This is a genomic window from Oscillochloris sp. ZM17-4, from assembly GCF_019599295.1.
GTDB lineage: Bacteria > Chloroflexota > Chloroflexia > Chloroflexales > Chloroflexaceae > Oscillochloris.
The window spans coordinates 1-3,660 of record NZ_JAIEWN010000124.1; the positions used below are offsets into that span (position 1 = coordinate 1).

The following is a 3,660-nucleotide window of genomic DNA, read 5'->3' on the forward strand; positions in this document are numbered from 1 at the left end:
AAATTTCCACTTCCCCTATAGGTGCCGGTAGGAGGGTGAGATGCGACATATTCTCCTCGTCGATGATGAAGACGATCTGCTCTGGCTCGTGGGGCGCGCGCTCTACGACGAGGGCTACACCGTCCGCATGGCGCATAACGGCGTGGAGGCGCTCAATCTGGCGCAGCTCCAGCGGCCAGATCTGATGGTGCTCGATGTGTCGATGCCGCAGATGAACGGCTTTGAGCTCTGTGCTGCGCTGCACACGCACGCGGATCTGGCCGATATTCCAGTGCTCTTTCTGACCGGGCGCAACACTGTTGATGATCGTATCCGCGGCTTTGATGAGGGCGCTGACGATTATATGAGCAAGCCCTTCGACCTGCGCGAGCTGAAGGCGCGGGTGAGGGCGCTGATTCGGCGCTCGCGGGGTGCGGCGGCCTCTGCGGAGCGGAGAAATATTCTGCGCGTCGGCAGCCTGAGCCTCGATCTCCACACCTACCAGGCTGAGGTGTCTGGGACGCCGGTGCAGCTCACCCCGGCCGAGTTCGATCTGCTGGGCTACCTCATGCGTCACCCCAACGAGGTCTGCTCAAGTGATCGTCTGCTGCGCGAGGTGTGGAACTACGCGCCGGATACGGCGGAGCCGGGCCTGGTGCGCTGGCACGTGATGAACCTGCGCTCGAAGATCGAGCCCGACCCGCACCGCCCTGTGCGCCTCTGTACGGTGGCCCGCCACGGCTATATTTTGCGCGGCGACCAAGCTGGGTAGCTCGACGAATAGGAAGCGAATACACGAATGACGCCACACGTGGCGTCATTCGTGTATTCGCTTCCTATTCGTTGACCTCCTAACACAACCCTAACAGAATGCTTGCACAGGGCTAACGGTTGGGTCCACGATTATGAGGTGTAATAGTCGTGGGAAGCGCGCCCAGTGTCCTAGCACTACATCAGATGGAGGTTTGGTATGGCTGTCGAGAAGGTAAACGCATCAAGCAGTCTTGCCGAGGTCGTGGACCGCATTCTGGACAAGGGCATTGTGATTGATGCCTGGGTTCGCGTGTCGCTCGTGGGCATCGAGCTTCTGGCAATCGAGGCCCGGGTGGTGATCGCTGGCGTGGACACCTACCTGAAGTACGCTGAGGCGGTGGGCCTCACGGCTTCCGCCGCGTCGCCCGCGTAGTCGCCGGCGGCACGCCGACGCACCCAGCGCGCTCTGACGCGTCGGCGTGTCGCTACTTTTGTCTGGCCCTCCGTGTCAGGCCTGAACGCGTATGGAAGCATAGTAAGGAGCCGCGCGGTGACATCATCTCACATCTCTCGTTCCGCCGATGTGCGCGAGGCTGTCGGCCACCAGATCCGGCACTACCGACTGGCCCGCCAGCAGGCCGCCGCCGATCAGCGCCAGACCTTGGCCGCGCAGGCCGCACAGCTCCACGATGTGGTGGCAAACGCGCTCGCCGACCTTGACGCCGATCATGCTGCCAGCGCCGAGTCGCAGCGAATCTACCTCAGCACGACCATCTCCGCCCTCCGCGATGATGTCGCCGATCTGCTCCAGAGCCTATCCGATGACCGCCGCGCCCGCGCCGCTGACCGGCAGTCCCAGCGCGCCTATGAGCTGCGCGACCTGCGCCAGCAGGTGGCTAACTACCTGGACGATCTGAGCGCGAACCGTGCCGCCCGCGCCGCTGAGCAGGCGGCAGCGCTGGCATCGGGCCGGCAGGCGCGCGTGGACGATGTTGCTGATATGCTGATGGATCTGCGCGCCAGCCGCCCGGCCGACTCGTCGCCGACGCCGGCTAGCCTGGACATGGCGGAGCACGAGGGCGACATGGTGCAGCGGCTCGGACAGGCCGGGCTGGTGGCCTACGCCCAGATGGCGCGCGTGACGATCCTGCGCGCCCTTGAGGGCGGCGCAACCAGCGACGCCCAGGAGCGGCAGATCAGCGCCCAGATCGATGGGCTGGTCGGCAATGTGCAGCCGTTCCTCGCCGATGCGATGCGTGCGATCGAGCGTCTCTCCCCCGCCGACCGCGATCAGCTGCTTGAGATTGTCTCTGGCGTACAGCGCAATGTCACCTTGCTGAGCCATGAGCTTGAGTCGGCCCCCTGGCCGACGACGCCCGCCCACCGTCAGTCTTTCCGCCGGCTGGTTGAGGATCTTCGCCACCGACTGGTCCCTGTTGTCGGCGCGCTGGAAGAGGCGGAACATGCGCTCCAGGGCACTGAGCGCCCGCGCGCTGGTCGCCGCCATGCCCCTGCCGAGCCCGCCGCCGAGGGGCCGCAGGCCCGCTCCTACCGCGATAACCTCACGACTATCCACGGCATCGGCCCGGCCCTTCAGCAGCGCCTCGACCGGGCCGGGATCTGCACCTACATCCAGCTGGCTCTGAGCAGCCCCGAGGAGCTGCGCAAGGCGCTCGGCGAGTCCGGTCGGCTCGCGAATGTCGAGGACTGGATCGTCCAGGCGCGTAGCCTTGCCGGTATGCCGTCGTAGATCCGCATCCTGTAGGCCGGCGGCGGGTGTGTGACCGCCGCCGCGACGATGCCTCGGTGGCTGGGCCGGCCTGCGGCACCTGGCTGCCAATCCCGATATGAGGAGCAACGAGACGCCATGACGCTCGCAGCACGCACTACGGCCGAGCAGAGCCGCGCCACCCTCGCCCTGCGCCCGAGCGCCAGCTTTGTCGCTACCCACGTCACGCAGGATATTAGCGAGCGGGCATCCACCTACCTGCGGGCGGGCTTCCCCGTCCACTTCCGCGGGCCCGCCGGCACTGGCAAGACGACTCTGGCGCTCCATGTCGCCGCGCTGATCGGCCGCCCGGTGATGCTGATCGTCGGCGACGAGGAGTTCACTGCCGCCGATCTCGTCGGCGGGCAGAACGGCTATCGCTACCGGCGCGTCGTCGACCGCTTCATCCACTCGGTGGTGAAGTATGAGGAGGACGCGGTCCAGCGCTGGGTAGACAATCGCCTGACGACGGCCTGCCGCGAGGGCTACACCCTGATCTATGATGAGTTCACCCGCTCGCGCCCCGAGGCGAATAATATCCTCCTGACGGTGCTGGAGGAGCGCATGCTTGTGCTGCCCACCGCCGGCCGCGAGGAGTCCTACATTCGGGTTCACCCGGAGTTTCGGGCGATCTTCACCAGCAACCCTCAGGAGTACGCGGGCGTCCATGAGGCCCAGGACGCCCTGAGCGACCGGCTGATCACCATCGACCTGGACTTCTACGACGAGCACACCGAGGCGATGATCGTGGCCGCCTCCTCGGGCGCCGATATCGAGACGGCGATGTGTGTGGTTGGCCTGGTTCACGCCTATCGGGCGAGCGGCGCCTACTCGCAGACGCCGACGATGCGGGCGGCCCTCATGATCGCACGGGTGATCACCCTCGAGGGGATGCGGCCCTCGGCCGAGAACCCGCGCTTTGTGGATATCTGCCTGGATATTTTGGGATCGAAGAAGAGCTTCGGCAATCGCGAGCAGGATCTGCGCAAGCAGCATCGCAAGATGCTGCTCGATCTGATCGCTGCGCACTGCTTCTAGCCGATGCCGGGATTGGAACGTAGCGGCTGCGGCTGCGCCGCGCAGATGCTGCTCTTCGGCTATTGATAAAGGGAAACACGATGGCTCGAACCCCTTCGCTGCGCTCCATCCCCCAGGTGCCG

General features: G+C 65.5%; 4 protein-coding genes. All 4 read left to right on the plus strand.

The window, feature by feature from the left end:
* Positions 1-40 precede the first annotated feature (40 nt).
* The 4 genes from K2Z83_RS28040 (at position 41) to gvpN (ending at position 3,538) form a co-directional block, all read left to right on the plus strand.
* Positions 41-751, plus strand: a complete 711-nt coding sequence (locus K2Z83_RS28040) for a response regulator transcription factor (RefSeq protein ID WP_220598474.1) — start codon at positions 41-43, stop codon at positions 749-751.
* Between the two features lie 198 nt (positions 752-949).
* Complete coding sequence (gvpA, locus tag K2Z83_RS28045) at positions 950-1,165, plus strand: gas vesicle structural protein GvpA (RefSeq protein WP_220598475.1); 216 nt, start codon at positions 950-952, stop codon at positions 1,163-1,165.
* 117 nt (positions 1,166-1,282) lie between these two features.
* Complete coding sequence (locus K2Z83_RS28050) at positions 1,283-2,482, plus strand: hypothetical protein (protein WP_220598476.1); 1,200 nt, start codon at positions 1,283-1,285, stop codon at positions 2,480-2,482.
* A gap of 117 nt (positions 2,483-2,599) precedes the next feature.
* Positions 2,600-3,538 carry a gas vesicle protein GvpN gene (gvpN, locus tag K2Z83_RS28055; RefSeq protein WP_220598477.1) on the plus strand — a complete coding sequence of 313 codons (939 nt, stop codon included), beginning with the start codon at positions 2,600-2,602 and terminating at the stop codon, positions 3,536-3,538.
* Positions 3,539-3,660: the final 122 nt, after the last annotated feature.

Coding starts and splice junctions, on each gene's coding strand:
- gvpA (WP_220598475.1), top strand. CDS start 950: ATGGCTGTCGAGAAGGTAAACGCATCAAGCAGTCTTGCCGAGGTCGTG.
- gvpN (WP_220598477.1), top strand. CDS start 2,600: ATGACGCTCGCAGCACGCACTACGGCCGAGCAGAGCCGCGCCACCCTC.
- K2Z83_RS28040 (WP_220598474.1), top strand. CDS start 41: ATGCGACATATTCTCCTCGTCGATGATGAAGACGATCTGCTCTGGCTC.